Below are 25,066 nucleotides of genomic sequence, written 5' to 3'. Positions count from 1 at the left end.
TTCACACAACCTGAAAGCCCAAGCCCAAGCCTAACTCACCCCCGCTGCGCAAGCACCCCCATGGCCATGAACAACGCCGCAATAGCCCGAGCCTCATGCAGTTCACCCTTGGCCACCAACCTAGGCACATCCGCCAACGCCACCGACAAACACTCCAAAGGCTCAGGCTCATCACCACCGTCATTGCTGCAAGGGCTGAGCTGCTCAGCCAGCACCACCCGACAACGGTGACACAGATGCCCCGGCGCCAGGGTCAGCTCCCCCAGCTCGGTCAACCGCCCGGCCCGTAGGCCGACTTCCTCGCCCAACTCACGCTGCGCCGCCTCCAGGTAGCTTTCCCCTGTATCGGCACCCCCCTTGGGCAGGCCAAGGATCGTACCTTCGACCCCCACCGCGTACTCGCGCACCATCAGCACATGCTTAGGATCCGGCATGGCCACCAGCAGCACCGAGCGGTAGCCGGTGCCGCGCAGGCGCTCGTAGACCCGATGCTGACCATTGCTGAAACGCAGGTGCAGGGCTTCGATCTGGAAGTGGCTGCTCTGGGCCAGCAGCTCGGTCTTGAGAATGGTTGGGCTCTGGCGCATGGCGGGGCCTCTGGCAGCGGAAAGCGACGAGGCTACTGTGCGCTGCCGGCCGGCGCCTGCCATCGTCCGAGCGGACGATGACCAGGCAGGCGGGTAGGGGGGCTTCAGCCCAGGGTGGCGACGCTGCGCAGGATCAACCGCACGAGCATGGTCTGGCGTGTGACGCCGGTCTTGGAGAAGGTCGAGCGCAGGTGCGCACGCGAGGTGTTACGGCTGATGCCCAGCTCCTCGGAAGCTTCGTCGAGGGTCAGGCCGTTGGCCAGCAGCATGGCCAGCTGGGTTTCGGCCGGGGTGAAGTCGAACAGGGCACGGACGATCTCCTGGGGCGCCGAAGACTGTTGCTCCGGGTCGCTGATGAAGATCACCACGGTCGGGCACTGCTTGCCCTCGCTCCAGGCCGACAGCGGCACCGAGCGCACGATGATGCCCAGGTCCGCACGCCCGGACGGGCGCTTGACGCGCATGGCCTCGACCACCGAGGCCAGGTTGCCCTTCTGCGACAGCATGGCTTGGCGCACCAGGCGACGAAACTCCTGGGTGTCCCGGGCGCTGCCGACCTGCAGCCCATCGTTGACCTGTTTGATGCCGTCCTTTTCCTGCAGCAGGCGCTCGGCCACCTGGTTGGTCTGCAGGACCTTGCCAGTGTCATCGAGGATGATCGTGCCCACGGCCATCTGGTCCACGGCACCGGCGTACAGGTTGCGCTCGGTCTCGATGCGGTTGAGCTGCATGTGCATCTTGATCGAGCGTTCCAGGTGCGGGATGAACCGCGCCAGCAGGTGCTTTTCCGACTCGACGAAGGGCGCATCGTCACGCCCGCGGCTGATGCGCAGGCGGCACTGGGCGCCGTCACTGGTGTTGATGTCCACGCCCAGGATGTGGAACACATCCACCGGCTCCAGGAAGTTGCGGAAGAACTCCGACTGCTTGAGCTCGGCCTCGGGCATGAAGTCGGCCAGGGCAACCACTTCGCGGTTGGGCAGCCCGACGAACGGGTCCAGGGCGAAGAAGTGCTTGTTGTAGGACGCGGTGGCGTCGTTGGAGGTGCCGTTGGTGCTGACCATCAAACCGTCGACCTGGGTGCTGGGTGGACGCAGGATGAAGGTGACGTGCTTGCTGTGCAGAAGGCTGTTGAGTTGATTGAGGAAGGTGACCCAGGGGATGGATTCCAGCGGCCCCTCGTAGAGCTGGCCGACCAGTTCGCTGAAGTCTTCGAAACTGAGAGTCTGCATCGATGGTTACCGCTTCTTATTATTAGCATTGGCGTCGGCGAGCATATAAGGAGCCCTTGTCCGCGCGCAATGTCATGTTGCGGGGCCCGACAGCGGGTTGTCTGGACCGCTGCCGGGTGGTGCCAGGGGTGATGCGGTCAGGCGCGCTCGCTGCTACGCACGACGAATTGCTTGCTGTCGCGGGTCTCGTCGGCCAGCAGGGCGACGTCGGTGTAGAACTGCTCGTACCAGCGGCGCAACTGGTACACCGGGCCATCCCCGTCGCACAGCAGCGGGTTGTCGACGCGGGTCTTGGTGTGCCAGATGGCGACGTCTTCGTAGAAGGCTTCCTGGGCCTGCTTGACGTAGGCCTTGGCGATGGCCTGGTTTTCTTCCTCGGACAATCCCGGGATCTTCTTGACCAGCACGCCATAGCGCAGGGTGAAGCTGTTGAGGTCGATCGGCACGTGGCAGTTGAGCAGGATCGAGTGGATCGGCTGGCCGCCCATGGCGCCGGTCATTTCGGTGATCTGGTAGGCCGGGCCGTAGTAGGTGGCCACGGTGGTCAGCTCGCTGTCCCCGGACAACCGCTCACTGCGCGCGCGCATGATCTGGGCGGCGGTGTGGCCTTCGAAGACGTTGCTGAACTCATCGACCGGCGCGCCATGGACCGAGCCGAAGTGCGCCATGTCGGCGACGTTGTCGATCAGTTCCCGGCAGTTGGTGTCGATCTTGAGGTCGGCGATTTCCCAGTTGGCCCAGGTGTCGTCGAAGCAGGCATCGATGCGCGGGATGGCCTGCTCGGCGATCGGCGCGTTGCCTTCGGGGTCGTTCCAGACGAACAGCAGGTGGTTCTGCTCCATGGTCGGCCAGCGCTTGATCTTGGCCCGTGGCGGGATGCGCTTGGCGTAGGGGATGTCGTCGCACACACCGTCCGCGTTCCAGCGCCAGCTGTGGAAGGGGCAGCGGATGGCGTTGCCTTCGACGCAGCCGGTGCTCAGGTCGGCGCCCATGTGCGGGCAATAGCCATCGAGGATGTTCAACTGGCCGTCTTCGCCCTGGAAGGCCACCAGGCGGGTGCCGAACACATCCAGCCGGTGCGCCTTGCCATCACGGTACTGAGCCGCCAGGCCCAGGCAGTGCCAACCGCGCGCGTAGCGGTCTTCCAGCAGTTTGGCTTCGATACGGTGCAGCGTGCTCATGTTGTTGTTCTCCAGTCTTTGTTGGGGCCGCCGGCCGTACCACGCCACCTCGGTCACTGGCAGCTCGGTTGGCGGTACTGATGCACCCGAGTGATTCTGCCGCGCGTGACGCATCGGTCATCGTCTGAACGGACGATGGCCGCCGTTGACGGTGCCGATCTACTGACGTCCATCCGTACCCAGTGACGTTCAAGGAGAGCGCCATGCCCCTCGATACCCAGATGGCCGCCGTGCTCCAGGGCTTCACCGCCCAGGGCGAGCCGGACTACGCCACCCTCGATGCCGTGCAGTACCGCCTGCACGCCGACAACCTGATGCCGCCGCTGCCAGGGGCGGACATGGCCGAAGTGCGCGACCTCCAAGTGGCCGGCGCGGCGGGCCTGCTGCCGGCGCGCCTGTACCGCCCGGTGGCCCGTGATGACCTGCCGCTGCTGGTGTTCTTCCATGGTGGCGGTTTTGTCATCGGCAACCTCGACACCCACGACAACCTGTGCCGCGCCCTGGCCCTGGAGACCAGCGCGGTGGTGGTGTCGGTAGGCTATCGCCTGGCGCCGGAAGCGCGCTTTCCAGCAGCGCCCGAGGACTGCTACGCCGCCACCTGCTGGTTGGTCGAGCAGGCCGATGCGCTGGGGGTGGACGCCCGCCGCCTGGCGGTGGCCGGGGACAGCGCCGGCGGCAACCTGGCCATCGCCGTGAGCCGGCTGGCCCGGGAGCGCCAGGGGCCGGCGATCCGTCACCAATGCTTGTTCTACCCGGTGACGGATGCGGCGTGCGACAGCGCGTCCTATCGCGACTTCGCCGAGGGTTACCTGTTGTCGCGGGCGATGATGGGGTGGTTCTGGGCGCAGTACCTGGAGCGTGCCGAGCAGGGCACCGACCCCTTGGTATCGCCCCTGCGTGACGAGTACCTGCAGGGCCTGCCGACCACCACGCTGCTGACCGCCGAGTACGACCCGCTGCGCGATGAGGGCGAGGCCTTCGCCGAGCGCCTGCAGGCAGCCGGGGTGGCGGTGCGTTTGCAGCGCTGCGAGGGCATGGTGCATGGCTTCATCAGCATGGCGCCATTCGTCGAGGCGGCCGCCCGGGCGTTGCAGGGCGCCGCGGCGGACATTCGCCGGGCGTTGTCCTGAAAGTGATCCGCCTCGTCCGTTTGGACGAGGCGGGCCGATCGAGCCCCTTCTAGTCTGGCTTCACAACGTCTCCCTCGCTCAAAGAGGCATGGCCATGAAAACAACAACAAGATTTTGCCTGACCCTGATCGTATGTGCCTTCGCCGCCGCCTATGTGGCCGCGATCACACGCCCCTTGCCCATGCCGCTGAGCATGGCCTACTACTGCCAGCCCGATTACCAGCCGTGCTACATGCCGGTGCCCAGCGCCATGCGCCTATTGCCCTGACGGGCTCAGGCACTGATGTGGCGCAGCAGGCGCAGTTGCTTGCGGATTTGCGCCGGCGCCTCGGGCACCAGGCAGTAGGCCAGGCATAGCCGGCTGATCAGGGCGATGCTGTCGTCCAGGCTGACGCTGGCGCCGTGGCGCTCGACATGGCGCGCGAAGGGGCCGGCCAGCAGTTGCTGCCACAACGGCGCGATGTCCTCGAGGATGTAGGCGAACACCTCGGGGCTGGCCGCTTTGGCCAGGTAGCCCTGGTGAAACCCGCCTCGGTGCTGGTCGCGATAGCGCACGGCAAAGCACAGGCATTCTTCCAGGTAGCGCTCGAAATCGTCCTCGAAGCCGACCAGCTGTTGCTGCATGGCACTGAAGAACCCGGCGTTTTCGCTGCTGATCACCGCCTGCACCAGTTCCTGCTTGGTGGCGAAGTAGCGGTACAGCGTGCGCCGGGAAATATTCGCCCGGCGCGCCACGTCGTCGATGGCAAAACCATCCGGGCCCACTTCGCTCATCGCCGCCAAGGCGCACTCCAGGATCTGCTGTCGCCCTTGCTCGGCACTGTCCATACGGCTGGCATCGCCCCAGCGCAGTTGTCGGGTCATGGCGGAACCTTCTGTGGTCATTGGGATTGGCGGCGATTGTCGCACTTAATGGCACGGCTGCAAGTTTTTGTGTCATCGCAATGACTCATAAATAAAAATATGTGACATAGTGCGGGCTCCATGGAATCGCGGCCAGCGGCCGCCAGCGGGGAGGTGCATCGATGAACAATGACAATCAGCAGGCTGTGCACTGGGACGCCGTCTACGACGTGGTCGTGGTCGGCTCAGGGGCCGGCGCCATGACGGCGGCGTTGCGTGCCCACGACCAGGGGCTGTCGGTCCTGATGGTGGAAAAGGCCGCCGAGTACGGCGGCACCACGGCCATCTCCGGTGGCGGGATCTGGATCCCCTGCAACGACCAGATCGAAGCGCTCGGCGGCAACGATTCACGCGAGCAGGCCCAGGCCTACCTGCGGGCCACGGTCGGCGAGGACTACGACCCGGCGCGCATGGACGCCTACCTGGAGCATGGCCCGCGCATGGTCGGCTACCTGGCCGCCCAGGCGCAGACGTACTTTCGCGCCGTGAAGCGCTACCCGGACTACTACCCCGAGCGCGAGGGCGGCAAGCCCGGCTACCGCACCATGGAGCCGGCGAGCTTCGATGCGGCGCGCCTGGGGGATGAATTCCAGCGCCTGCGCGCGCCGTCGCCGGCCACCCTGATCGCCGGGCGCATCGCCATGACCCAGGTCGAGGCCCACACCATCCTGGCCAAGGAGCCTGGCTGGCTGTGGCTCACCGCCCGCCTGGGCCTCAAGTACATGGCCGACTTTGCCTGGCGCCGGCGCACACCGCGTGACCGGCGCCTGACCTTGGGCAATGCCCTGGTCGCCAGCCTGCGCGCGGCGATGCAGGCTCGGCAGATCGAGCTGTGGCTGCAAGCGCCGATGCGCAGCCTGTTGAGCCATGGGGGCAAGGTGACGGGGTTGGTGGTCGAGCGCCAGGGCAAGCCTGTGAACGTGCGCGCGGCGTTTGGGGTGATCCTCGGTTGCGGGGGCTTCGAGGCCGATCAGCTGATGCGCGAGCAGTACCTGCCCAGCCCGACCCGCGCCGAATGGACGGCCGCGCCGCCGATCAATACCGGTGATGGCATCCGCGCGGGCCTGGCTCAGGGCGCGGACGTGGCGCTGATGGACCACGTGTGGGGCGCACCGACCGTGCGTGTGCCGGGCGAGGAGAAGCAGCGAGCGTTGTTCGTCGAACGGGCGTTTCCGCGCTGCATCATGGTCAACGGTCGGGGCGAGCGCTTCGTCAACGAGGCCGCGCCGTACACGGACATCATCTACGCCATGTACGCCGACCAGGCGCGCACCGGCGCGAACGTACCGGCCTGGCTGATCTTCGATGCTGAATACCGCAAACGCTACCCCTGCGGCGTGTTGTTGCCAGGGTCGGTGCAGCCGGACAGCAAGATCCCCGAAGGCTGGCTGGACAACGTCATCTACCGCGCCGACAGCCTGGCGGCGCTGGCGGGCAAGATCGGCGTGAGCGCGGCGGGGCTTGGGCAGAGCGTGCAGCGCTTCAACCAGATGGCGGCACAGGGCGTGGACACCCAGTTCGGCAAGGGCGACAGCCTGTTCGACCGTTACTACGGCGACAGCAACTGCCGGCCCAACCCGTGCCTGGGGCCGGTGGAACGCGGGCCGTTCTATGCCCTGCGCATCGATGCCGGGGAACTGGGTACCAAGGGCGGCCTGCGCACCGACGCCGATGCCCGCGTGTTGCGCGCGGACGGGGCGGTGATCGAGGGGTTGTATGCCATCGGCAATACCAGCGCGGCGTTGATGGGCAAGACGTATCCAGGGCCGGGATCGACCATTGGGCCGGCGATGACCTTTGGCTTCATTGCGGCCGATCATCTGGCGCGGCAGGTCCCGATCGAGCAGGTGGAACGGGTGGGGGAAGGGGCTTTGCAGTAGGTTTTCAAGGCGTATCGCTTGGGGTCTAACAACTGTGTTCGTACCAAGACCAGACCCGGCAAAACGGGGCAAGAAACGCAGTGTCCTGGCATGCACGAGAGCGAGCAGACGCCATGATCGCCTGCGTGCAGTCTTGTGCCAGATGTCTCTAGCGATCAGAAATAGAAAGCCCCGGCAATGCCGGGGCTTTCTATGAGGACGTGTATCAGAACATGCAAATCAAACGAGTTGGATCAGTCGGTACGCCGACGGGGGTTCCATTATTATAATCGTCATATGTCCCGGCTATTCGAACCCATTTTCTATTCAAAGGATCCCACAGCGCGAAGTAATTGTCCGCTATGTTTGGCGCAATGCTTCCCCATTCATTCAAGAAGCCCGATACGCCTGGGAATCCTAATCCTCCTGCATATCTAACAGAATCTCCTACAACCATTCCTTTTGCATTGCATTCGTCCTCAAGCGTACTGGGGTTTCTAGGAATGCTGTCGCTGCTCACATAGAACCACCTCTTATTGTTTATCTGGTAGTCGTGCTTGATAGGACTTCCCTTTCGCTGGGCCGTAATATTGGCCAGTCTCGCGCCGGTAGGTGCTGCGGTGAACTCGAAGGTGCCGGCCCCTCGTGATGTCAACCAAGGCGCATCGGACGTCCAGTCGTAGTCGTCGGGGTTGTCGTTGTTGCTCAGTAGAACGGTGAATTTTGCGCCTTCGTAACCGGTCTGCGGGTACGAAGTGGGTATCTTGTATTCCCAGCCGTAATCGTTGCGGAACTTTTCAAAGCTGCTGGTGAACAATTCGACTGGCTCAGAGATATTCAACTCCTTGCCCTCGACCAGTGGAACCACTTTGAACTTACCCACGGCTGTGCCCTCGAGGGTCGCCGAATAAACACCGGTGTTCCCTTTCTCGGTAATGGCACTCAATGTGATGCCGGTCACAGGCGTCCCATTGTCCTGTACCTGGAAGCTGATTTGATCCTCGATACCGCTGACGGGCTGGTTGGAGGCGTCCATCGCCGTGAATAGAATTTCGGTCTGTTCGACACCGTCCGCGTAGACCCTGTCTTTACTGACCTCGATTTTGGAGTACGCATCCGCGGGTGGACCTGCTTTGAACAACTCGACGGAAGTCGCCAAGGTATCCAGGCTTACAGTGTCCGCCTGTGGTGTCACGGTATAGGTACCTACCAGCGTGCCGCGCAGCTTGGCAGTGTATACACCGGTGGTGCCGTCCTCCACGATCGGCTCGATGTCGACCTCGCCAGGTGCCGGAATTCCACCAGTACCCTCGACCTTGAACATCAGCTTGGCAGCGATACCGCTTATCGGGTTCTTGTTTGCATCCAGGGCAGTGAACTTCAGCGTTGACGGAGTCGAACCATCGGCATCAATGCGCGCAGGAGTGGCGTCGAAGCTGGAGGTGGTCGCGTCCGGCGCGCCCGGCACGAGGGTCACTTTTTCAGTGAGGCTGCTCAGGTCAATGCCAGCGAGTTTCGGCGTGACGGTCCAGACATCGGCCTTGGTGCCGGTAAGCGTGGCGGTATAGGTGCCTGGGTTGGCGGCATCTTCGCTGGTGCTGCCGACGGTAACCCCGGCGGTGTTGTTGCCACTGTCTTTGGCGCTGAAGGTCACCTGGGCAGCAAGACCGGTCACCGGGTTGTCCTCGGCATCCTTGGCGACGAATGTCAGGGTCGAACTGTCCGCGTTGTTTGCGTCGATGGTCACAGGGGTGGCCTGGAAATTGGATTTCCCGGCGTCGACGGCGCCCGCTTTGAGGGTTACCTCGGTCTTGAGGCTACCGATGGCGGCCCCCTTGAGCTTTGGCGTGACGGTCCAGACGTCGGCCTTGGTGCCGCTGAGCATGGCGGTGTAGGTGCCTGGGGTGGTTTCCTGCAGACCTTCCACGATCACGTTGCCACTTGGCGCGCCGCCGCTGCTGTCGGTAACGTCGAAGACGAGGTCACCCACGAGACCTTTGATCAGATTGCCTTTGGCATCCTGAGCAATGAACTCCAGCATGGACTTCTCGGAACCGCCAACGGCAATGGTCGCCGGGTTTGCCGAAACACTGGAGCGGCCTGCATCCACGGCATCCGGGGTCAGGATCAGCTTGTCGCTCATGCCGGTGGCGGTGCCGTCGAGCCAGACTTCCACGGTCCAGGTATCGGCCTTGGAGCCTTTCACGGTGGCGGTATAAGTGCCGGCCGCAGTTACGTTGACACTACCGAAGATGACGCCTGTGCTGGCATCCTGGCCATCCTCGTTGTGCGCGCGGAATGTAAGTTTGCCTTCGAGGCCGGTGATCGGGTTGTCCTTGGCATCCTTGACGATGACCTCGAGCGTCGAGGTGTCGATGTCGTTGGCGACGATGGCGTCCGGCGTGACGGTAACGCTGGAACGTCCAGTGTCCAATGCACCAGGAACCACGGTCACTTTGGTGGTGAGGCCACCGATGGCGGTGCCTTTGACCTGTGGGGTGACGGTCCAGACATCGGCCTTGGCGCCGCTGAGCTTGGCGGTGTAGGTGCCTGGGGTGGTTTCCTTGAGATCTTCCACGGTCACGTCGCCACTGGCGGCGCTGCCGCTGCCGGTCACGTCGAAGACGAGGTTACCGATGAGACCTTTGATCGGGTTGTCATGGGCATCCCGAGCAGTGAAGGTCAGTTCGGACTTTTCGGTGCCGCCGGCTTCGATGCGGTCCGGGTTCGCCAGAAGCGTGGACTTGCTGGCATCCACGGCGCCAGTGGTCAGCTCCACGGTGTCGCTCAAGCCCACGGCGGTGCCGTCGAGCATCAGTTCTACGGTCCAGGTATCGGCCTTGGTGCCTTTGAGGGTCGCGGTATAGGTGCCTGCCGCGGTTTCACTGATGTTCTCGATGGTGACGCCAGCAGCGGCATCCTCGCCAAGACCATTCTTCACGGTGAAGCTGAGTTGCGTTTCGAGGCCGATGAGCGGGTTGTCCTTGGCGTCCTTGGCGATGAGCTCGATCGTCGAGTTGTCGCTGCCATTGGCTTCGATGGTTTTTGGGTTGACGGTAAAGACGGAACGTCCAGTGTCCAATGCGCCTGGCACCAGGGTCACGTCGGTGGCGAGGCTGGTGAGCGCGGTGCCGTTGACCTGTGGGGTGACGGTCCAGACATCGGACTTGGTGCCGCTGAGCGTAGCGGTGTAGGTGCCCGGGGTGGTTTCCTTGAGGTCTTCCACGGTCACATCGCTACCCCCGGCATCGCCGGCGCTATTGCGTACGTCGAAGGTGAGGTCAGCTGCGATACCGCTCAAGGGGTTGCCTTGGGCGTCATTGGCGTTGAAGGTCAAATCGGACTTGGCAACCTTGTTCGCCGCGATGGTGTCGGGGTTCGCGGAGAATTTGGAGGTGCCCGCATCCACGGCGCCAGGGGTCAGGATCACTTTGTCGCTCATGCCGGTGGCGGCACTGTCGAGCAAGACTTCCACGGTCCAGGTATCGGCCTTGGAGCCTTTCAGGGTGGCGGTATACGTACCTGCCACGGTTTCACTGAGGTTCTCGATGGTCACGCCCGCATCGGCATTCTCACCCTTGTCGTTCTTCACGCTGAAGGTCAGTTTGCTTGTGAGGCCGGTGAGGGGGTTTTCCTTGGCGTCCTTGGCGACGAACTCAAGTGTCGAGCTGTCTTTGTTGTTGGCTTCGAGTTTGTCCGGTGTGGCGGTAAAGAGGGAGTGTCCGGTGTCCAATGCGCCGGCAAGCAGGGTCACGTCAGCGGCGAGGCTGGTGAGGGCGGTGCCTTTGAGCTGCGGGGTGACGGTCCAGACGTCGGCCTTCGTGCCGCTGAGCTTGGCGGTGTAGGTGCCCGGGGTGGTTTCCTGCAGGGGGGTGATGGTCACATCAGAGCCTACCGGCGCGCCGGTGCTGCCCTGCACTGCGAAGCTCAGGTCTTTCGCGAGGCCGGAAACAGGATTGCCCTTGGCATCCTTGGCGTTGAACTTCAGTTCGGATTCGGCAGCCCCTACCACGATGGATATTGGGTTGGCGGTGAAATCGGAGGTGCCGGCGTCCACTGCGCCCGGCGTGAGGACCACATCGGCCAGGATGCCCAAGGCGTTGCTCTCGAACAGGGGCGTTACGGTCCAGGTATCGGCTTTGGTCCCGCTCAGGTTCGCCTTGTAGACGCCAGGTGCGGATTCGGTCACGGCGGTGAGGGTGATGTCCGAGCCGGCGTCACTGCCACTGCTGCTTTTCACACGGAAAGACAGTTTGTCGGCGATGCCGGTGATCGGATTGTCTTCGGCGTCCTTGGCGGTGAGTGTCAGGACCGAGATCTCGCCGCTGCCGGCCTCGATGGCGTTCGGCACAGCTGTCACGGTCGAGCGCACGGCCGCGATTGGGCCGGCCACCAGCTTCACGGTGCCGTTGAGGGCGCCGAGGGCGGTACCTTTATACTGTGGGGTGACGGTCCACACACCGGCCTTGGTGCCGGAGAGGCGCGCGGTATAGCTCCCAGCGGTGGTTTCGGTCACCTGGCCGATGGTGATACCGGTGCCAGGCGAGGTGCCGGCGGCATCCTTGACGATAAAGGTCAGTTGGTCGGCGATGTCGGGGACTGGGTTGCCGTCTGCATCGTTGGCCGTCAAGGTGAGGGTGGCCACGGTGGTACCACTGGTGTCGATCTCGCTGGGCGTGACCTTGAAGGCCGAGGTGCCAGCGTCGGGTACCCGGTCCATGATCGAGATGTTCGCCTGGGTCAGTGCAGTGTTCTGGATGGACGGCCTGAGCGTCAGGGTCTCCGGCAGCGTGCCGGCGGTGACGGTCACTTCGTACACGCCCACCGATTTACGGCTGAAGTCCGACACCTTGGCGCCGGTGCTGGCGGTGCCACGGGTCACGGCCAGCTTCAGGTCGCTCAGCGGCACGTCGATCAGACCGTCCTGTCCGTCGCGCACGGTCAAGGTCACCACTTGGACGCCGCCATTGGTGGGCACGACGCTGTCGGTGGGCAGGAAGGTGCTGCGCGCGGCGTCGAATACGGGCGCGTTGACGGTGACTTGTGTTTCGCTGCGGTTGGAGCGGTTGCCTTGCTTGTCCACGGCTACGCCGTGCAGGGTATAGGTGTTCACTGCCTGGGCGCCGCTGCGATAGAACGGCAGGGTCAGCTGGTAGTCGCTGCCGCCCAGGTGCTTGATCTTGCCACCGGCCTGCAGCAGGGTGGCGGCGCTCCAGTCGATGCGCTCCAGGCCGTACTTGCTCTGGACCGTCACCTGCAGGGATTTACGCTCGCCACCGGCCCCGGCCAGTTGGCGGGCGACGTTCAGGCGGATGACTTCTTTCTTGCGGTATTCAAGGACGATGTTGTTGTTGCGCTCGACCAGGTCGTAGCGGCTGCCGGCCAGCGTGCGCATGGCTGCGACTTTATTTGGATCGGTCTGCTTGCTCCAGCTCTGGCCGATGTTCCAGTTGAACTGCATGCCGAACTGGGTATCGCTGGCACCGGCATCGCCGCGACGTTGCTCGGCGCTGAAGGTGAGCAGCGGGATCGGGGTGTAGGTGACACCAGTGGTGACGGCGTGCGGGTTTTTCTTGCGGTTGTCCTTGCCGAACAGGCCCACTTCGCTGCCGTAGTATTTTTCGTAGGCCAGCTTGCCGCCCAGTTGCGGCATGGAGGGCAGCCAGCCTTCGGCGCGCACGTCCCAGCCGTTGGCCGGGCGCTCTTCGTAGTCGACCACATCGGGCGAGGTGCGCCAGTTGCTGAGGCGGTGGTAGCCGTTGGCGCTGAGCTTGAGGTAGTCGCGCCAGTACTCCACGCCTACGCCCAAGCGCGAGTGGCTGCGGGAGAGGTCGTGGTCGAAGAAGCTGTTGACGCCGACCATGTAGTCATCGTTGAAACGACGCACGCCCACACCCAGGTTGGCCTGGTTGCGGTCGTCGGTACGGTGGATGCTGCCCTGGGTGAAGAGCAGGTGTTTTTCTGTGTCGTGTACCGGCAGCAGCAGGTCGAGCGAAGAACTGGCCAGGGACAGCTTGTCGTCGACGTTGATCTGCACGCGGGCGGTGCCGAAGCGGCTCAGCCACTACTGGGTCTGGGCGCTGACTTCGCTGGACGCCATGCCACGGGCCATGGAGGCGGCTGCGTCGCTCTTGTTGACGTCGGCGGTGATGAAGTTGGCGGTGCCGCTGGCCATGCCGGCGAGCTTGCGGGCTTGCTCTTCGTCCTGGGTGTCCAGGGTCTCGCGGGTCACACCGTTGGAATTGAGCTCGGGCAGGGCCATGCGCGGGGCGCTGGGCACTTCGAGGCGGTCGCCTGGGCGCAGGTTGTCGAAGCCATTGGGGAAGACGCGGATCTGGTTGAGCGCGCGCAGCTCGGCGACGGTCATGTTGAAACGGGCGGCTACGCGCTCGACGGTTTCGCCGGGGGCCAGGGTGTGAAGGACGGTATGTTGAGTTTGCGCGGCCCCCGGCTTTTGATCGCTGGCGGCCCCGGCGTGGGCGGGTGTGAGGGCAACGGTCAACGGCAAGGTGGCCTGGATGGCGATGTTCATCCAGGCCAGCGCTCGGGTGGTGGGTGACAGTTGCGAGTGCGATTTCCTAATCATCAGATAATCCCGAAAGTTCTCCAAACGCCAGGTGCTGGCGAAAGCCCGTATCACCCGCCGCGCTTTACAGGCGGCCAGGAAAATTGCAGGGGGAAGTTGCCCCCCGTCTTTTTTATTGGGTTGATGTGCCGGCGGTGTTATCCGCTCGGGCGATGCAGGCAAGTATCCGCAGTCCACAAGACGCGCGCGCTGCAGCGCCTGGGCGCTGGAATGCATGTGCCTTGTCGAATGCAGGTTTGATATTCGAAGCTATGGGGCGGAGAGTACGGGGAATGGGATGATAAGTCTGTAGGAAGTTTCCGATACCTGTAAGAATTAATAGTCTTACTGCTCGATTGTCGGACAGTTTTACAGGTTGCGATGAGGCTAAGTTGTTCTATGTATTACGAGCTGACGCATTTTAGTGCGGTGTTTCGCAAATTCGCACTTTTACGGGGCGCTCACTCATATTTTGTCTAGGCTTTTTGGCCTCAGAAAAACGCTGGAGCATCGGTTACAGGTTCGATGTGCGAAATAGCGCCGCTAAGTTAGGGCTGGAGTGATACGAAAGGTACAGGATGAACCGGATATAACTATAGGGATAATCCGATTTATAGGGGGCGACAACTTTCGGAACAGCGTTGTAGGGGAGCGCTATAAGCGGCGGTGAGAGGGCGCGGACAAGCGAGCGCTGGATAGCTCATTCAACTTCGGATGGGAACTGGCAACACGCTCAGCCCCTGGGCGCGCAACGCGCCCCCAGGGGTTGGACACTCAACCAAAGGTGGTACCGGCGAGCATGCCGCCGTCGATGATGAACTCGGAGCCGGTGCAGTAGCTGGACTCGTCACTGGCCAGGAACAGCACCAGATTGGCCACTTCCTCAGGCTGGCCGATGCGCGGAATCGGCAGACCTTTGTAGACCTGTGCGGGGTCGAAGTCGGCCATTTCCGGTGGACGCGACATGACGGTGTCGATACCGCCCGGGTGCACCGAGTTGACCTGGATCCCCGAGGCGCCCAGCTCCAGGGCTGCGGCCTTGGTCATGCCGCGCACGGCGAATTTACTCGAGGAATAGGCCGTGCCGTAGGCCACGCCTTCCATGCCTGCAGTGGAGGAGACGTTGACGATCGAGCCGCCTCCGGCCTGGCGCATGGCCGCTAGCACGGACTTCATGCCCAGCCAGCAACCGACCTGGTTGACTTCGATCACCCGGCGGTAGTCTTCCAGCGAGCAATGTTCCAGCGGCGCCATGCGCAGAATGGCAGCGTTGTTGACCAGCACGTCGAGCTTGCCGAACTGCGCCTGGGTCACCTCGACAGCGGCCTGCCACTGCTCGGGGTTGGTGACGTCCAGGGGCTGGAAGCGCGCGGCGTCACCCAGCTCGGCGGCCAGGGCCCGGCCTTCGGTTTCCAGTACATCGGCAATCACCACCTTCGCGCCCTCGGCGACGAAACGCCGGGCTTCTGCTGCGCCCTGGCCGCGTGCGGCACCGGTGATCAGGGCGACTTTGCCTGCCAATCGACTCATCGTGTAGCTCCTTTTTGTCGTTATCAAAGGGCCCAGGTGCCGTGCACCGGGGCAGGGGAATGTTCAGGCGGCGAACACCCGCACCGGCTGCTCGCCATCCCAGTCGCGGGCTTGAGCGATGCCGTGGTCGATCATCTGGCGCAGGCCTGCGCCTTCGATGACTTCGAACAGCACACCGGGCTCGTTGGGGTTTTCCAGGTAGCAGACGCGGGTGGTGGCGTTGCCGGCTTCGAATACCGGTCGCAAGCCGCGCCCACGCAGGCGGGCGACGGCGCTGTCCAGCTCGTCCACCAGCCAGGCCATGTGGTGCAGGCCTTGGGCGTCGCGGTAAGGGGAGGGGCCATCGCTGGTGGTGTGGATCAGCTCGATCTGCAGGCCGCCCTGATAGGCCAGGCCCACGTTCATGCGAACTTCCACCGCCTGGCCTTGGTAGTTGCCCTGCAGTTGGACATCGCGAAACACCGTCCAGGGGCCGACGCCCAGTTGCAGCCAGTGGTTGATGCTCTGGTCCAGGTCCTGGACCACGAATCCGAGCTGATCGAAGGCTTGTGGAGCAGCGTGGTGCATGGCGGGCGTCCTCTATGGCACGTATTTATTGTTTTGTGCTGCCATAATGGCACAAAAAATAAAGTATGTGTCATTGAGGAGAAGGCGAGCCTCAGTCGCCCAACAACCGTTGGCTGACCTCTTGCTGATCGCGTCCCCGTTCGATCAGCCAGCGCTGGAACGCCCGGCAGTGGCTGCGGTGGATGCTGCCGGGGTTCCAGGTCAGGTAGTACGAGGCCGGCATCGGCAGTGCGCGCAGGCAGGGCAGTACCAGTTGGCCGCTGGCGATGTCGCGGCTGATCATCGAGTACTGCGCCAGGACGATGCCTTGGCCGTCGATAGCGGCCTGGATGGCCATCGAAGAGAGCGAGTAGATCCGGTAGTTGGTGATCTGCACCACACCGACCCCCGTCTCCAGGAACCACTGCTCCCAGGAAGGTGGCGAGTCGAACTTCGGTCGCCAATCGATGGTGATCAGCGGGTGTTCGAGCAGTTGCCCTGGCGCCACGGGTTCGGCCAGCAGGCGTGGGCTGCACGCGGGGACTACACAGTCGCGGAACAGCTCGATGGTGTGCTGGTCGTCGTGGATGCCCTCGCCGTAGCTCAGGCGAAAGTCCACGCCGTTGGCCTGGGCCTCGGAGGGTTCGGTATGGGTGCCGTCAAGATAGAGGCTCAGTTGCGGGTAGCCCGCCTGCCATTCGGCCACCAGCGGTGCCAGCCATTTGGAGAGCAGCGAGGGCAGGGCGCTGATGTAAAGGTTGTTGGTGTTCTTGGAGCGTTCCAGCTCCGCGTAGGCTGCGCGCAGGCGTTCGAAGGCCTGACCGCAGCCTTCGTGAAAGCGCTGGCCGGCGGCGTTCAGGCGCAGGCGCTGGCCTTCCTTGACCGTCAGGCCCAGGCCAACGGCCTCTTCGAGAATCTTCATCTGCTGGCTGACGGCGCCGGGCGAAATGCCCAGGCGCCGGGCGGCTTGGGTGATGCCGCCGCACAGGCCGACGGCTTCGAAGACTTCCAGGGCACGCAAGGGGGGGAGTTGGCTCATGGGGCTCTCGCTGGTTGGGTTTGGCGCGGCTATGGCAAGGGCTTTGCCCTTGCCATAGCCCTCGAACATTGGAAAGGCATTCTATTTGTAGTTTAGAAAAACTAAATAAATCAACAGAAAACACTATCTATTCTTTTGTATTCCCCAGGCCTAGGCTGTGTTCCAAGAACCTGATGCAGCCCAAGACAACAACAACAGGAGCCTCACGCCATGTTCTTGAGAAATGCCTGGTACGCCGCCGCCTGGGACACCGAAGTCAAGCAAGCGCTGCACGCCACCACGCTGTTGGGCGAGCCTGTGGTGCTCTACCGCAAGGCCGACGGCGCGGTGGTGGCGCTGGAAGACGCCTGCCCGCACCGCAAGCTGCCGCTGTCGATGGGGCGCCTGCAGGGCGACACGGTCGAGTGCGGCTATCACGGGCTGACCTTCGACGGCGCCGGCACCTGCGTGAAGGCCGCGTGTGTGTCGCGGATCCCGCAGGCGGCCAAGGTGCGCAGCTACCCGGTACACGAGCGCTACGGCCTGGTCTGGCTGTGGATGGGCGACCCGGCGCAGGCCGATCACGCCAAGCTGTTGGAGATCCCAGAGTGGGATGACCCGGTCTGGGGCCTGAACCGGGGCGATTCGATGACCATCGACTGCAACTACCTGTACATGACCGACAACCTGCTCGACCCATCCCATGTGGCCTGGGTCCATCAGAGCAGCTTCGGCATCGCGGCCTGCGAGTCCGAGCCTTTGCAGACCCAGGTGAACGACGATGGCGTGGTGGTCTCGCGCTGGTTGTATGACATCGACGCCGCGCCGTTCTACCGCCAGTACCTCAAGTTTGAAGGCCGCTGCGACCGCCTGCAGTACTACGAAGTGCGCTACCCGGCCCACGCCATCATCAAGGGCGTGCACACCCCGGCCGGCAGCGGCGGGGACGGCGCGCCGGTGCACGAAAAGGCCTTCCTGATGGATTCCTACAACTTCATGACCCCGGTCGACGAGAACCGCACCCGCTACTACTGGTTCCAGTTGCGCAACTTCGATGCCGACGACGCGGAGGTCTCTCGCCAGTTCGCTGCCGACGTGCGCCATGCCTTCGAGGAAGACCGCGTCGTGCTGTCGGCGGTACATGCCGGGATGAAACAACGCCAGAGCCCGAACATCGACCTGGCCATCGACGCTGGCCCCATGCGTTTTCGCCGTGGCATGGAGCGCTTGATCCGTGAGGAGCAGCAGGCGGCCCTTGGGCTGCTGGACACCGTCGAGGTGGACTCCCATGCCTGACGCCCTTCCCACCGCACAGGGCTTTGCACGCTTTGAGGTGACGGCCAAGGTGCGTGAGAGCGCGACCATCACCTCGCTGCTGCTCAAGCCTGCGCTGAACGATGCGCCCATCGCGTTTCGTCCGGGGCAGTTCATCGTGGTGCGCATCCCCCAGGCCCAGGGCCCGCAAGTGCTGCGCGCCTACAGCCTGTCCAGCGACCCGGACGATGCGCGGCAGTTGCGCATCTCGGTCAAGCACGAGCAGGCCCCGGCGCACCTGCCTGGCGTGCCGGCGGGGGTAGGGTCGAGCTTTCTGCATGAGGCGCTGCAGGTGGGTGGGCAGCTCGATATCGCTGGACCCTCGGGCAATTTCGTCCTGGACGAAGACAGCGATCGCCCCGTGCTGCTGTTCAGTGGCGGCGTGGGCCTGACGCCCATGGTGAGCATGTTGCACCGGCTGGTGACCCATTCGAAGCGGGCAGTGTATTTCGTCCACGCCTGCGAGAACGGTGGCGTGCATGCCTTGCGCGAGGAAGTGCTGGCGCTGGCGGCCAGGCGACCCGGGGTGCAGGTGCATTTCTGCTACCGGGCGCCCACGGCGCAAGACCTGCAAAGCGGCCATCACCACAGCAGTGGCCTGGTGACCCGCCAGACCCTGCAGAGGCTGCTGCCGCTGGATGACTACGACGCCTACCTGTGCGGGCCGCGGCCATTCATGCAGGCCAACTGGCGGCTGTTGCGCGGCCTGGGCATCGAGCGCTCGCGCATTCGCTTCGAGTTCTTTGGCCCGGCGACGATCCTTGAGGAGGACGAGCCCGCCGCGCCACCGCTGGCCCCGGTGATGCCGGCGACCGAGGGCGCGTTGAGCGTGCGCTTCGAGCCGTCGGGCCAGGCGGTGCCTTGGGACGCCGCTTGCCCATCGCTGCTCGATTGCGCCGAGCAGGCGGGCCTGACGCCGCCGTTCAGTTGCCGTGCCGGGTTGTGCAATGCCTGCATGACGCCGCTGCTCAGCGGCACGGTCGAGTACGCCGAGGCGCCGCTGGCCGAGCCCGCGCCTGGGCATGTCCTGTTGTGTTGTGCCCGCCCGACATCGCCGGTGGTCCTGGCGTTGGGCGGCAAGTAGTCGTGCTGTTCGCAACACCCGTAGCACCGTGATCCGCCTTGCCCGCGTGCCCCTGACGACCTTTGAGGTCCGCATCGGAGAATAACAATGAACAACAAGAAACTCGGATTCGCCGCTTGCTCGCTGTTGCTGGCCCTGGCCAGTTTCAATGCCCCCGCCAAGGAGTGGGAGAACCTCCAGATTGCCACGGAAGGTGTCTACGAACCCTGGAACCGAACGTTGCCGGATGGCAGTTTCGATGGCTTCGAGCCGCAAATGGCCAAGGTGCTGTGCGAGCGCATGCAGGTGCGCTGCACGATCGTCGCCCAGGATTGGGACGGCCTGATTCCGGGCCTGAAGGCCGGTAAGTTCGATGTGGTGATGGATGCCCTGGCGATCAGCCCGCAACGGCGTCAGGTGATCGATTTCTCCCGCCCCTACACCAAGGCACCCGCTACGTTCGTCGCTTTACGATCCAGTGGCATCGACCTGGGCGGCGGCAGCCTCAGCCTGCGTGGCGATGCGGCCCAGGATGGCCCGCTGGTCGATGCACTGCGCAAGAAGCTCGAGGGCAAGCTGATCGGTATCGTGTCGGGCACGGTGTATAGCAAGTTCATTCATGACCAGTTCGGCCAGGTGGCGACCATTCGCGAGTACAAGACCCCACCAGAGCCCTTGATGGACCTGAAGAACGGCCGGGTGGACGTGGTCTTCGAGGACCTGGGCTTTCTTGCCGGGGAGATGCAGCGCGGCGGCAGCGATGTGGTGCTGGTGGGCCCTGCGATCAACGGGCCGATCTGGGGTGAAGGCGAGGCCTTCGGCATTCGCAAGGGCGAGCCGGAACTCAAGGCCAAGCTGGACGCGGCGATCGCATCGTTGATCGCCGACGGCACCATCGCCGATCTCAGCCGCAAGTGGTTCAAGCACGACTTCACGCCGCCCACGCATTGAGCCAGGGGTGTCGGCAGGCCTCGACCAGGGGCCTGCCGACCGGATCAGACGTGCGGCGGCCCTCGGCTCGCCGTACCCAGACACGCTGATGAGTGGGGTATGCACGTGATCGATTTGATTGGGTTCGGCGCGACCGGCTGGGGCAGTGTGCTGCTGTTGGCCGCGCTCATGACGTTGTTGGTGACCCTGGCGGCCTTGTTGGTCGGCGCACTGCTCGGTGCGCTGGTGGCGGCGGCGAAACTGCAAGGCAACGCGCTGCTGCGTTGGCTTGGCGAGACCTACACCACGGTGTTTCGCGGGGTGCCGGAGCTGCTGGTGATCTACCTGTTTTTCTATGGCGGCTCGGCGTTGGTGAGCCAGGTCGGCCAGCTGTTCGGCGCCAAGGGTTTTGTCGGCATGCCGGCCTTCGTGGTCGGTGCGCTGGCGGTGGGGGTGGTGTCCGGGGCCTACCAGGCCGAGGTCTACCGTGGGGCGTTCCAGGCGGTCTCGCGCAGTGAGCTGGAGGCCGCCAAGGCGATCGGCATGCCGATGCTGCTGCGCTTTCGGCGGATCATCGCACCGCAGGTGCTGCGCTTTGCCCTGCCGGGGCTGGGCGGTGTCTGGCAGATCAGCCTGAAGGACTCGGCGCTGATCTCGGTGACAGGGCTCGTCGAGCTGATGCGCGCCAGCCGCGTGGCGGCGGCGTCCACCGGGCAGTTCGTGCTGTTTTTCCTGACTGGGTGTGCACTCTACCTGCTGCTGACGGGGTGTTCCAACCTGGTGTTTTCGCGTGCCGAGCTGCGGGTCGGCAGAACCTTGCGGCGCGGTTGAAAAAAGGGGCTCGAACATGTCGATCGACTTTGTGTTTCTAGGCGACACCCTGCTGCAACTGCTGCGCGCCTTGCCCACCACCTTGGTGTTGTTCGCCGCCTCGGTGGGCTTGGGAACCGTGCTGGCCGGTGGGGTGGTGTGGCTGCGGGTGTGTGACGTGGCGGCGCTGCGCCACCTGGCGCGGGGCTACATCTTCTTGTTTCGCGGCTCGCCGCTGCTGATCCAGCTGTTCCTGTTGTACTACGGCCTGAGCCAGTTTCCCGAGGTGCGCCAGAGCCCGCTGTGGCCGGTGCTGCGCGACCCGCTGGCGTGCGCGGTGATCGCCCTGGCCCTGTGCACGGCCGGCTATATGGCCGAGATCTTCCGCGGCGGGCTGCTGGCGGTGCCGGCGCAGCAAATCGAGGCCGGGCGGGCGGCGGGGATGTCCGGTTGGCTGCTGGCGCGTCGGATCATCATCCCGATCGCCCTGCGCAGCTGCCTGCCGGCCTATTCGACAGAGGTCATCCTGATGATGAAGGCCACCTCCCTGGCCAGCTTGGTGACGGTCTACGAGATCTCCGGGGTGGCCCAGCGGATCATCTCCGAGACCTACCGCACGCTGGAGGTGTTCCTTTGCGCTGCGCTGATCTACCTGGTGTTGAACTTCCTGATCGTCCGCACACTGGCGCGGGTCGAGCGCTGGCTGTCGCCGACGCAACCGGCCGCCGCGCGACCGACAACAAGAAAGTACGCCTTGAGCGTGCGAAGAGGGTAAGTGGCATGACAACTGGCAACGATCCGGTGCTCGAGATCAAGCACCTGCGCAAATCCTTCGGCAACCTGGAGGTGCTCAAGGGCATCTCGCTCCAGGCCCATCAGGGGGACGTGGTGTCGATCCTCGGCTCCAGCGGTTCGGGCAAGAGCACCTTCCTGCGCTGCATCAACCTGCTGGAGACGCCCGATGCGGGGGAGATCCACGTGGCCGGCGAGCAGATTGCCTTCAAACGCGGTCGCCACCGCCTGCCGGTGCCCGCCGACCGGCGCCAGGTGGACCGCCTGCGCCCGGAGCTGGGCATGGTGTTCCAGAGCTTTGGCCTGTGGTCGCACATGACCGTGCTGGAGAACGTCATCGAAGGGCCGCTGCATGTGCAGAAGCGCCCGCGGGCCGAGTGCATCGAGCAGGCCGAGGCGCTGTTGGAGAAGGTGGGCATGGCGGACAAGCGCCACCATTACCCGGCATTTCTTTCCGGCGGCCAGCAGCAGCGGGTGGCCATCGCCCGCACCCTGGCGATGCGGCCACGGGTGATCCTGTTCGATGAGCCCACCTCAGCGCTGGACCCGGAACTGGTCGGCGAAGTGCTCAAGGTCATGCGCTCGCTCGCCGAGGAGGGCCGGACCATGCTGGTGGTGACCCATGAGATGGGCTTTGCCCGCAACGTGTCCAACCGGGTGGTGTTCATGCACCAAGGGCTGATCGAGGCCCAGGGCTCGCCTGAGGAGATGTTCAAGGACCAGCGCTCGGAGCGCTTCAGCCGGTTCATCCTCAGCCAGGCCTGATTCCCACACAGATCAACGATTTTTCGCCTGTTCCTGCACAGGACGGGCTTCCTGCGCCCTGAAAAAGGCCAACGAGTAGAGAGAGCAGAGCAATGCGTATTCACCCCCAAGACATTTCCACTGTGGTTTTGGACGACGCCAAGCCCACCCTCGAGCAGTTCATCGCGGTGGCGCGCCATGGCGCGAAGGTGCAGTTTTCCGATGCCTATCGCGCCCGTGTCGATCGCTCGCGCGGGTTGGTCGAGCGCTTTCTGGCGGAGAACCGCCTGGTCTATGGCGTGACCACCGGCTTTGGTGACAACGTGCGCCATGTCATATCGCCGGAAGATGCCCAGACCTTGCAGGTGAACATCGTGCGCTCCCACGCGGTGTCGGTGGGCGAGCCGCTCAATCGCGAGCAGGTGCGGGCGATCCAGTTGATGATCCTGGTCAGCCTGGGCAAGGGCTTCTCTGGCGTGCGCATGGCGCTGCTGGAGCAGATCGCGGGGCTGCTCAACAACGATGTCATGCCCTTCGCGCCCGGTGAGGGCTCGGTGGGTTACTTGGGGCCTGAAGGGCACCTGGCCTTGGTGTTGATCGGCGAGGGCAAGGCCAAGGTGGCGGGGGGGGAGTGGATCGATGGCGCCCAGGCGCTGCGCCAAGTGGGTATGCAGCCGCTGGAGCTGCAGTGCAAGGAAGGCCTGGCGATGCTCAACGGCACCACCTCGGTCACCGCCATCGCCACCCTGGCCCAGTACAACGCCAACCAGGCCGCCCAAGTGGCCGACGTGGCCGCAGCGCTGTCGCTTGAAGTGCTCAAGGGCACCATCCGCGCCTTCGACCCGCGCTACCACTCGGTCAAGGCCTATGCCGAGCAGGCCCAGACAGCCAGCAGCATCAAACGCCTGCTCGCAGACAGCCGTTTGATCGAGGAAAACATCGACTATCGCCTGCAGGACACCTACAGCCTGCGCGCCATCCCCCAGGTTCATGGCGCCTCCAAGCGCTTCATCGCCTATGCCCAGGCCTGCATCGACAACGAGATCGCCTCGTCCGGTGATAACCCGGTGATCTACCCGACCGAGGAGGGCAACGGCGTCGCTATCTCCGGGGCGAACTTCGATGGCTCCTTCGTGGGCATGGCCGCCGACACCTTGTGCAATGCCATGACCAACCTGGCGAAGATCTCCGAGCGGCGCACCGACCGCATGGTCAATTCGCACTTCAGCGAGATGCCGGCCTTCCTGGTGCGCAACCCAGGGCTGAACAACGGCTACATGATCATCCAGTACACCGCGGCGGGGCTGCTCGGCGAGATGAAGGTGCTGTCGCACCCGGCCACCATCGACAGCGTGTCGACCTGCGGTAACCAGGAAGACCCGGTGAGCTTTGCCTTCAATGCGGCGATCAAGGCCTACCAGGTGTCGCGCAAGCTGGAGTCGGTGCTGGCCATCGAGCTGCTGGTCGGCTGCCAGGCGCTGGACTTCCATGATCCGGCCAAGGCGTCCAGTGCCACGCGTGGCCTGTATGCATTGGTGCGCAGCCGGGTGCCGGTGGCTGACGAGGACCGGGCGTTCTATCCAGACATCGTCGCGGTGACCGAACAGGTGCGTTCGGGTGAGGTGATGGCCACGGTCGAGGAGGTGATCGACAGGCGTTGATGGGTTCACGGGGGCCGCAACGCGGCCCCCACGTTTCTCACCCTTGCCCCGCTCCCCGAACCTTGGCACCCTTTGCCGGCCATTGCGTATCGCCAATACAGCAAAAAAAGGAACCGCCAAGGTGAGCTGGGAAAAAGTCGGGAAAGCCCTCGTGGGCGTGTTGGTCGTCGCGACCTCGGTTGCAGCGCTGTACATGGCGCTCAAGGACGACAGCGGCCTGGAGGCGCGCCTGACCTACGCCTACCTGACCTACCCGAGCCAGTTCAGCGAACGCATCAGCACCGCCAACGACCTGCTCAAGTACGAGCGTCTGCAGGCGCAGGTGAGCGCCATCGGCAAGGGGGAGTTGAACCGTCAGCAGGTCGACAAGCTGGTCGAGCTGGCTCAGGCGCCTTACCTGCAACTGTTCGCCAAGCCCTTCGAGGCGGGGTTGGTGGACCATCGCACCGGCCTGCTCATCGAGCTGCGCAACAAGGGCCAGGCACCGCTCAAGAACGTGCACATTCGCCTGCCAGCCAAGGGGCTGGTGCAGATCCGCGACGATGCCGGCAATGACAACATCCTCCAGGCGCCGACCAGCACCCTCGACATCGATGCCATCGGGCGGGAGGGGGCGTGCAAGGTGTGGGTGTACTTCGATTCCGACTACTCGCTGATCCGCCAGGGCGGGATCAGCATTCGCCATGCCGGTGGGGCGGCGGATGTACAGGTGTACCGGGAGATGGTGGGGTTCTCTGCCTGGGTTGGGCGGTACAGCCGGGAGGTGACGGTGCTGTTGGCGGTGCTGACTGTGGCGGTGCTGGGGTTGGGGATCGTGATCCTCAGGCAGCGGCGCACGCTGGCGCTGATGAGGCAGACCGACTGATTGGCGGCGCCTGCTTCGCGGGTAAACCCACACACGGTCGGTGCGAGACTCACTCCCACACGGATTGCAGTGCTTCCTGTGTACGGGTTCACCCGCGAAGGGGGCGTCACAGGCGCTCACTCATATGTAGCCAATCAACAACAACACCAGCAGCACGACCAGCACCACGCCGATGATGCCGGAAGGGCCATAACCCCAGGCGCGGGAGTGGGGGAACACAGGCAAACCACCAATCAACAGCAGGATCAGGATGATGATGAGGATCGTGACCATGGTTGAGTCCTTGCGTCAGTGGAGGGAAAGGGGCTCGGTACGGCTGGCCTCTTGCTAATTCCG

At 64.0% G+C, this 25,066-nt stretch carries 21 protein-coding genes; 11 read left to right on the top strand and 10 right to left on the bottom strand.

Annotation, left to right across the window (positions count from 1 at the left end; translation table 11 throughout):
* Positions 1-35: 35 nt before the first annotated feature.
* The 3 genes from nudE to IEC33019_RS10475 all read right to left on the bottom strand — a co-directional run bounded on the left by nudE (position 36) and on the right by IEC33019_RS10475 (position 3,000).
* Positions 36-587: an ADP compounds hydrolase NudE gene (gene nudE, locus IEC33019_RS10485; protein ID WP_070094309.1), complete on the bottom strand. Its 552-nt coding sequence runs from the start codon at positions 585-587 to the stop codon at positions 36-38.
* A 104-nt stretch (positions 588-691) separates the two neighbouring features.
* Positions 692-1,819, bottom strand: coding sequence for a helix-turn-helix transcriptional regulator (locus tag IEC33019_RS10480; protein WP_070094310.1), 1,128 nt, complete (start codon positions 1,817-1,819; stop codon positions 692-694).
* Between the two features lie 137 nt (positions 1,820-1,956).
* Positions 1,957-3,000 carry a Rieske 2Fe-2S domain-containing protein gene (locus IEC33019_RS10475; protein ID WP_070094311.1) on the bottom strand — a complete coding sequence of 348 codons (1,044 nt, stop codon included), beginning with the start codon at positions 2,998-3,000 and terminating at the stop codon, positions 1,957-1,959.
* 203 nt (positions 3,001-3,203) lie between these two features.
* Between IEC33019_RS10475 and IEC33019_RS10470 the strand changes: the two genes are divergently transcribed.
* The gene (locus IEC33019_RS10470) at positions 3,204-4,130 is read left to right on the top strand and encodes an alpha/beta hydrolase (protein WP_070094312.1); all 927 of its coding nucleotides are present in this window, start codon (positions 3,204-3,206) and stop codon (positions 4,128-4,130) included.
* A gap of 94 nt (positions 4,131-4,224) precedes the next feature.
* Complete coding sequence (locus IEC33019_RS27345; RefSeq protein ID WP_157765881.1) at positions 4,225-4,398, top strand: hypothetical protein; 174 nt, start codon at positions 4,225-4,227, stop codon at positions 4,396-4,398.
* 5 nt (positions 4,399-4,403) lie between these two features.
* Here IEC33019_RS27345 and IEC33019_RS10465 read toward each other — a convergent pair whose 3' ends face one another.
* Positions 4,404-4,994, bottom strand: coding sequence for a TetR/AcrR family transcriptional regulator (locus IEC33019_RS10465; RefSeq protein ID WP_070094313.1), 591 nt, complete (start codon positions 4,992-4,994; stop codon positions 4,404-4,406).
* A 161-nt stretch (positions 4,995-5,155) separates the two neighbouring features.
* Here IEC33019_RS10465 and IEC33019_RS10460 point away from each other — a divergent pair, with 161 nt between their 5' ends.
* Complete coding sequence (locus IEC33019_RS10460; protein ID WP_070094314.1) at positions 5,156-6,913, top strand: FAD-dependent oxidoreductase; 1,758 nt, start codon at positions 5,156-5,158, stop codon at positions 6,911-6,913.
* Between the two features lie 205 nt (positions 6,914-7,118).
* On the opposite strand, the gene IEC33019_RS10455 is transcribed toward IEC33019_RS10460, so the two are convergent.
* From IEC33019_RS10455 to IEC33019_RS10435, 5 genes are all read right to left on the bottom strand, one after another.
* Entirely contained in the window at positions 7,119-12,953 is a 5,835-nt protein-coding gene (locus IEC33019_RS10455; protein WP_256816242.1) for an invasin domain 3-containing protein, read from the bottom strand.
* Between the two features lie 3 nt (positions 12,954-12,956).
* Entirely contained in the window at positions 12,957-13,478 is a 522-nt protein-coding gene (locus IEC33019_RS10450) for a LysM peptidoglycan-binding domain-containing protein (RefSeq protein WP_157765880.1), read from the bottom strand.
* Positions 13,479-14,231: 753 nt separating this feature from the next.
* Positions 14,232-14,987 carry a glucose 1-dehydrogenase gene (locus IEC33019_RS10445; RefSeq protein ID WP_099593409.1) on the bottom strand — a complete coding sequence of 252 codons (756 nt, stop codon included), beginning with the start codon at positions 14,985-14,987 and terminating at the stop codon, positions 14,232-14,234.
* A gap of 63 nt (positions 14,988-15,050) precedes the next feature.
* Positions 15,051-15,554, bottom strand: a complete 504-nt coding sequence (locus IEC33019_RS10440; RefSeq protein WP_070094317.1) for a VOC family protein — start codon at positions 15,552-15,554, stop codon at positions 15,051-15,053.
* A gap of 91 nt (positions 15,555-15,645) precedes the next feature.
* The gene (locus IEC33019_RS10435; protein WP_070094338.1) at positions 15,646-16,572 is read right to left on the bottom strand and encodes a LysR substrate-binding domain-containing protein; all 927 of its coding nucleotides are present in this window, start codon (positions 16,570-16,572) and stop codon (positions 15,646-15,648) included.
* Between the two features lie 210 nt (positions 16,573-16,782).
* On the opposite strand from IEC33019_RS10435, the gene IEC33019_RS10430 reads away from it, so the two are divergent.
* From IEC33019_RS10430 to IEC33019_RS10395, 8 genes are all read left to right on the top strand, one after another.
* Positions 16,783-17,847 carry an aromatic ring-hydroxylating dioxygenase subunit alpha gene (locus tag IEC33019_RS10430; protein ID WP_070094318.1) on the top strand — a complete coding sequence of 355 codons (1,065 nt, stop codon included), beginning with the start codon at positions 16,783-16,785 and terminating at the stop codon, positions 17,845-17,847.
* Complete coding sequence (locus tag IEC33019_RS10425) at positions 17,840-18,949, top strand: FAD-binding oxidoreductase (RefSeq protein ID WP_070094319.1); 1,110 nt, start codon at positions 17,840-17,842, stop codon at positions 18,947-18,949. The genes IEC33019_RS10430 and IEC33019_RS10425 overlap by 8 nt, the downstream gene beginning before the upstream one ends.
* Positions 18,950-19,036: 87 nt before the next feature.
* The gene (locus IEC33019_RS10420; RefSeq protein WP_070094320.1) at positions 19,037-19,879 is read left to right on the top strand and encodes a transporter substrate-binding domain-containing protein; all 843 of its coding nucleotides are present in this window, start codon (positions 19,037-19,039) and stop codon (positions 19,877-19,879) included.
* 99 nt (positions 19,880-19,978) lie between these two features.
* Positions 19,979-20,689: an ABC transporter permease gene (locus IEC33019_RS10415; RefSeq protein WP_070094321.1), complete on the top strand. Its 711-nt coding sequence runs from the start codon at positions 19,979-19,981 to the stop codon at positions 20,687-20,689.
* 16 nt (positions 20,690-20,705) lie between these two features.
* Entirely contained in the window at positions 20,706-21,443 is a 738-nt protein-coding gene (locus tag IEC33019_RS10410) for an ABC transporter permease (RefSeq protein ID WP_170831809.1), read from the top strand.
* 5 nt (positions 21,444-21,448) lie between these two features.
* Positions 21,449-22,225, top strand: a complete 777-nt coding sequence (locus tag IEC33019_RS10405; protein ID WP_070094322.1) for an ABC transporter ATP-binding protein — start codon at positions 21,449-21,451, stop codon at positions 22,223-22,225.
* Between the two features lie 92 nt (positions 22,226-22,317).
* Positions 22,318-23,865, top strand: a complete 1,548-nt coding sequence (locus tag IEC33019_RS10400) for an HAL/PAL/TAL family ammonia-lyase (RefSeq protein ID WP_070094323.1) — start codon at positions 22,318-22,320, stop codon at positions 23,863-23,865.
* Positions 23,866-23,986: 121 nt separating this feature from the next.
* The gene (locus tag IEC33019_RS10395; protein WP_070094324.1) at positions 23,987-24,730 is read left to right on the top strand and encodes a hypothetical protein; all 744 of its coding nucleotides are present in this window, start codon (positions 23,987-23,989) and stop codon (positions 24,728-24,730) included.
* Between the two features lie 120 nt (positions 24,731-24,850).
* On the opposite strand, the gene IEC33019_RS10390 is transcribed toward IEC33019_RS10395, so the two are convergent.
* A complete protein-coding gene (locus tag IEC33019_RS10390; RefSeq protein WP_043215415.1) occupies positions 24,851-25,003 on the bottom strand; it encodes a DUF3309 family protein in 153 nt (50 codons plus the stop codon).
* Between the last annotated feature and the right edge of the window lie 63 nt (positions 25,004-25,066).

The organism is Pseudomonas putida (assembly GCF_002741075.1).
In the GTDB taxonomy this organism is placed as follows: Bacteria; Pseudomonadota; Gammaproteobacteria; order Pseudomonadales; family Pseudomonadaceae; genus Aquipseudomonas; species Aquipseudomonas putida_T.
This window is presented reverse-complemented; position numbering and strand designations above follow the sequence as displayed.